The 5,293-nt window shown below is 41.2% G+C and carries 7 protein-coding genes; 5 read left to right on the plus strand and 2 right to left on the minus strand.

The annotated features are described in order from the left end of the window. Positions 1-295 precede the first annotated feature (295 nt). Together ACXM1Q_RS08775 and ACXM1Q_RS08780 are read right to left on the minus strand one after the other, a co-directional pair. Positions 296-1,222 (minus strand): aldo/keto reductase, encoded by a 927-nt coding sequence (locus ACXM1Q_RS08775; protein WP_458517736.1) that lies wholly within the window; start codon positions 1,220-1,222, stop codon positions 296-298. Between the two features lie 167 nt (positions 1,223-1,389). After that, positions 1,390-2,127 (minus strand): peptidylprolyl isomerase, encoded by a 738-nt coding sequence (locus ACXM1Q_RS08780; RefSeq protein WP_458517737.1) that lies wholly within the window; start codon positions 2,125-2,127, stop codon positions 1,390-1,392. A 108-nt stretch (positions 2,128-2,235) separates the two neighbouring features. Here ACXM1Q_RS08780 and ACXM1Q_RS08785 point away from each other — a divergent pair, with 108 nt between their 5' ends. The 5 genes from ACXM1Q_RS08785 (at position 2,236) to ACXM1Q_RS08805 (ending at position 4,989) form a co-directional block, all read left to right on the plus strand. Beyond that, the gene (locus ACXM1Q_RS08785; RefSeq protein ID WP_458517738.1) at positions 2,236-2,619 is read left to right on the plus strand and encodes a VOC family protein; all 384 of its coding nucleotides are present in this window, start codon (positions 2,236-2,238) and stop codon (positions 2,617-2,619) included. After that, positions 2,612-3,028 carry a VOC family protein gene (locus tag ACXM1Q_RS08790; RefSeq protein WP_135036605.1) on the plus strand — a complete coding sequence of 139 codons (417 nt, stop codon included), beginning with the start codon at positions 2,612-2,614 and terminating at the stop codon, positions 3,026-3,028. Before ACXM1Q_RS08785 ends, ACXM1Q_RS08790 begins: the two co-directional genes overlap by 8 nt. 1 nt (position 3,029) lies before the next feature. Then, positions 3,030-3,560, plus strand: a complete 531-nt coding sequence (locus tag ACXM1Q_RS08795; RefSeq protein WP_458517739.1) for a hypothetical protein — start codon at positions 3,030-3,032, stop codon at positions 3,558-3,560. A gap of 17 nt (positions 3,561-3,577) precedes the next feature. Next, positions 3,578-4,717, plus strand: a complete 1,140-nt coding sequence (locus ACXM1Q_RS08800; protein ID WP_458517740.1) for a M50 family metallopeptidase — start codon at positions 3,578-3,580, stop codon at positions 4,715-4,717. Between the two features lie 74 nt (positions 4,718-4,791). Continuing rightward, complete coding sequence (locus ACXM1Q_RS08805) at positions 4,792-4,989, plus strand: hypothetical protein (protein ID WP_458517741.1); 198 nt, start codon at positions 4,792-4,794, stop codon at positions 4,987-4,989. The last annotated feature ends 304 nt before the right edge of the window (positions 4,990-5,293 follow it).

The following is a 5,293-nucleotide window of genomic DNA, read 5'->3' on the forward strand; positions in this document are numbered from 1 at the left end:
AAGCTGCTGTTTCTTTACGTGTATGTCCCTCTTTAACATATTCAAGGACACGTTTTCTAAAATCAATTCCGTATGCCATAAAAACAGTATATCATATACAGTTTATAATCTAAAAGAGTATATTTCCAAGAGCGTACTTCTATTCCAAATATTGCCTTTGTTGAACTGACTTATAGGAGTTAGGTAGGTACAAACCGTTGGATTTTATGGCTTCATCTGTGATAAAAAATCGCTTAAAAACTGCTCATTCTCTTACAAAAAATGAGCGGTTTTTTGTCCTTGGTTTCAAGTAGTATTAGGGGAGAGTTTTACCTGCTGCGAGGTAGATTTCATACCATTCTTTTCGGCTAAGTGTGATTTCAGAGGCTTGGGCGGCTTCTAGAATTCGTTGGGGTTGTGTTGTGCCAATGATGGCTTGCATATTTGCGGGGTAACGAAGGACCCAGGCGATGGCAATAGCAGAAGGAGTTGTTTGGTATTGTTGGGCTAATCGATTGAGGACTTGGTTGAGTTTTTCAAATGTTTGGTCTCCGATAAACACGCCTTGGAAGTAGCCATGTTGTAGAACTGACCAGGCTTGAATCACCATGTCATTAGCTCTAGCATATTCAAAAATACTTGTTGTTCCAGAGTTGAGGATGTTTTTTTCCATGTTCACATGAAATCCTGCATCGAATTCTGGAGCAAAGGCAGCACTGAGTTGGAGCTGGTTGATCATGAGTGGTTGGGAAACCGCTGTTTTCAGGAGTTCAATCATCATTGGATTTTGATTGGAGACCCCAAAATGACGAACTTTGCCTGTTTTTTCTAAGTGATCAAAAGCTTCCGCAACTTCTTCTGGTTCCATCAGAACATCTGGTCTGTGGAGTAGGAGGCTATCCAACTGGTCGATGTGTAGTCGTTGGAGGATTCCTTCTACGGAATTGAGAATGTGTTCTTTGGAGAAGTCAAAGTAGGTGAATTCTTCGATACGGATGCCGCATTTGGATTGAATCCACATTTGCTCTCTAAGGTCGGGTCTGTTTTTCAAAATTTGTCCAAGTATTTCTTCGGAGCGACCACCTCCATAGATATCTGCTAGGTCAAAGGTATTGATTCCAACGGATAGGGCTGTTTCAATCAATTCTTCGATTTGAGAAGGAGACAGGTTTTTGATACGCATTAAGCCAAGTACAATACTGGATAATTTAGTTTTATCTTGGCCGAATTCAAAGGTTTTCATAGTATTAATCCTTTCGATTTTCTTGAAAAGCGATTTCATTATATACAGATTTAGGAATAAAGTAAAGGCTTTTTGAGAGGGGATTCCTCTTGCATACTTCCGGAAAAGCCCAGTTTCCTTTCGCTACAGAAAAAATCCTCAGGCTTCAAAGCTTGAGGATTTTCATGTTATTCTGATTGAATCTCAATTTTTTTTAGGACGACATCTTCTTTGGGTTTATCCTTATCATCGGTTTCAACTGCTGCAATCTGATCAACAATGTCCATACCTGCTATGACTTGGCCGAAGACGGTGTAAGATCCATCTAGGTTGGGATTGCCACCGTTTTTGTAGGCTTGGATGATTTTACTGTGGTAGGTTGTTGGATCTAGTCTGCCAGAGATATCTTGGTTGTTTTGGTTGATAAAGAATTGACTACCGTTGGTATCAGCTCCAGCATTGGCCATGGAGACGGCCCCTCGAAGATTGTAGAGGTAAGGGCTGATTTCATTGGCAAAGCCTGTGCCAGGGTCTTTTTTGCTGTCTTTTCCAGCCCAAATGGATTCGCCTCCGCTACCGTCTCCTTTAGGATCACCGGTTTGGATCATAAAGTCTTTGATAACTCGGTGGAAGGTGAGACCGTCGTAATAGCCTTCTTTGGCGTGAGTTAGGAAATTTTCCACTGCTAAGGGGGCATATTCAGGGAAGAGTTTCATGGTGATGTCTCCCTGGCTGGTTTTGAGGGTGACGACGGGTTCCTTTTTGGCGGCTTTTTTATTTAGTTGAGGGAATTCAGCCTCTGGATTTTTGAGGACTTCCTGAAGTTGAGCGCTCAGGCTTAATTCTTGTTTGGGCTGGTTGTTATAGATGGTGAATGCTAAGGCTGCTGCACCAATCAGTAGGACAAGAGTCAGTAGTTTTTTCATGATCGGATTCCTTTCACTTTCTTTGCTCATTATAGCGAATGGAGAGAAGAGATTCAAGCCTTAAATGGTCATTATATGGTATACTGAGAAAGAATGGAGGAAAAGACAATGATTGAATCTCTGGGCCAAGTCATGGTCTATGTGAAAGATATTGACGCAGCTGCCAAGTTTTGGAAAGAACAAGTTGGTTTTGAATTGGTAGAACGTCAGGAAAATATGGGCATGGTGTCCTATTTAGTGGCTCCTAAGAAGGATAGCCAAGTGAAGATTGTCCTTCAGGATAAGGTTAAGGTGGCTGAATTGAGTCCTGAATTGGATTTAGGTACACCGTCTTTTTTGATGGAATCTTCTAATTTGGAAGAAACTTACCAATATATGCTAGATATGGGCGTATTGGTTATGCCCATTGTAGACTTAGGTTTTATGCGGGTCTTTAATTTTTCAGATTTAGAAGAAAATTATTTTGCAATTCGTGAGGTAAAACATGATTAAAGGAATTGAAGTTTATTTAGTGACAGATGGAAATGGCCAAGAGGCTGTTGAGTTTTACAAGGGCGTGTTAGGTGCTGAGCTTAGAAGCTTGACACTCTGGGGTGACGCGATTCCTGACGTTCCAGAAGAGCATAAGGATTTAGTCTTGAATGCGCAATTGGTGGTAGACGGTATTCGTCTGCAAATCTCTGACGAAAGTCCAGAATATGCCTACAATCCAGGTCGTAACGTAGTTCCCACGATTATTGTAGATTCTGTGGAAGCGGCTCAAAAGCTTTATGATGCGCTGAAAGAAGAAGCCCAAGAAGTTACACTGGAATTACAGGAAACCTTCTGGTCGCCTGCTTACGCTAACTTGATTGATAAATACGGTATTAACTGGCAAATTTCTACAGAAGTTGAGGCTTAAGATGGTTAGTCTGACTGAACGCTATGCGGACTATCCGGTCCAGCCCTTTATTTCTAAGCAACAAGCCCAAGATCATGCTAGTGGTAAGGTCGCTCCGGCGGTACCTCGAAAGAATATGGAGTCCTTGGAGGGCGATGTTCTGGCGGGCGATGTGATTTTAATGTGGCGTATTGCCTTGGGAACTTTCACGACGGAGTCTGTTTTTCCTAAGTATTTTGAATACACCTATGGGATTGATGCCCCGCGTCATTTGGAAGGTTTAGTAGACCGAGACTTGGTTCGCAAGCAGAGTGCGCGTGAATCCTTAGCTCATATTAATGCGGGACAGAAGAAAGCGATTCTGAAAAATCAAGGTGTCAAAGGGTTCTCTAAAATGAAAGCGGCTGAATTAGATCAGGCACTTCTGAGCCAGGTAGAGGAAAATGCCTTGGAAGCTAGTTTTGATATTCGTGGTTATATCTTGACACCAGAGGGTCAAGCCTTGTTTGAGCAACATCCTCAGGTATTGGATCGTCACCCTAAGAAGATGTAGGGAGGAGTGAGGTAGATATGAAAAAGAAATTTTATCAGGTCATTTTTTTGGTTCTAATACTGGGACTCAGCTTTTGGCTAGGCTATCAGTTGGCGGCAATGATTGCTCAGATTCCAGCCCAGTCAATGTTTGAAAATGAATTTGTAAATTTCGGTTTCATCTACCTCCTTTTCTTTTTCCTTTTTCTGGTGGCCATCTTTATCCATGAATTAGGACACTATATTGGTGGTCGCTTGTCTGGGTATCGTCTGATTTCCTTTCGTGTGGGAAGTTGGGTTTTAGTTCGCTGGGATGAAGGTTTGTTTTGGAAACGATATACTCTTCACGGTACTTTGGGCCAATGTTTGATGGCACCGCTAAGTTCAGATGATAATCAAGTTCCGGTTCTTCTCTACAATCTTGGCGGACCTTTGATCAATCTCCTGTTTGCTCCCTTGATTTTTCTAGGGCTAAAGATGGCCCCATCATGGTGGAGTCTTTCCCTCTTCTTATTTGGAGGGATTAATCTGCTACTCTCTCTGGGTAATGGAATCCCTTTTAAAGGGAAAATTATCTCTAATGATGGGATGAATGCTTGGGAATTGTATCATAGCCCCGCTGCACGAGAGGTCTTTGTCAAACAGATGGTAATAACAGAAGGACTAACGAGAGGTCGTCGGTTTAAAGACTTACCGGTAGAATTGTTTCATTTGAAGAGACCAGTAGAAGAGGAGAACTCTTTTGTGTCGACGATGAACTATTATTGGGCTTCTTACCTTTTGGATAAAGGGGCTTATAGAGAAGGAAGAGAAATTTTAGATAGGTTAGTACTTCCTAGCGGAACTTTGCCAGGTCTCCTGAAAATCTTTAGTCGATTGGGCCTACTATATCTAGAACTCTTAGAAAATCCTAGTCAGGCTGATTTATCCATTTTAGAAGAAAAAGAAACCAAGCAAGTGCTAAAGTCTATGAAGGATTATCCGTCTATACTTTCGATCCAGTATGCCATTGCCCGTCTTCGAAATCAGGATCAAGCAGAGGCAGATGCCATTCGTCATCAACTTGAGAAAGTGATCCAGACCTATCCGACCAAAGCTGAGATTGAGATGACGAAGGAGGAGTTTGAAATAGTCGATCGAATTGCGGCTGGGGAAGATGTTGCGAACCTATTTTCATAAGAAAAAACAAGATGGAAACGGAGGTTTTCATCTTGTTTTTTACAACAGCGTGATAGAGTTAAATTGAGTGAAAAATGGCAGAGAAGTATCTTTCTGGAAATATTGCGGCTCACAAGTTCGGTCAAGTGTTAGGTTTCATTGTAGTATTGTCAATTATTGCTTGTGGAACCTTTTTGCTATCTAGGGGTCATTCTATTGCAGGATTTATTATGACGGGAACGACTGCTCTGGGTATTATTGGACTTTTTGCGAAGAATTCCCAAAATCAGTAGTTGAATGAATGGAATTTTCCCTCCCGAAAGGAGGGCTTTTTTGGAATCGATTTAATTTCTTCCCTATGTAAAATCTAGCACTCACAAACATTATCAAATCAGTGTTTGTCCACGGTAGATTTTTTGTAAAAATATTAATGAAGGTTAGCTCTATGAATACTTATTTCATAAGCTCCTTAGCACGACAAACGCATGAAGAAAACTCCCTATTGAAAATTTTCAGTAACCGATAAATATTCGTAAAAGCGTCCTCTTAAGCATATAATTAGCTTAGGAGGACGTTTTTATGGATGTTATGATTTCA

The organism is Streptococcus sp. 10F2 (assembly GCF_054331515.2).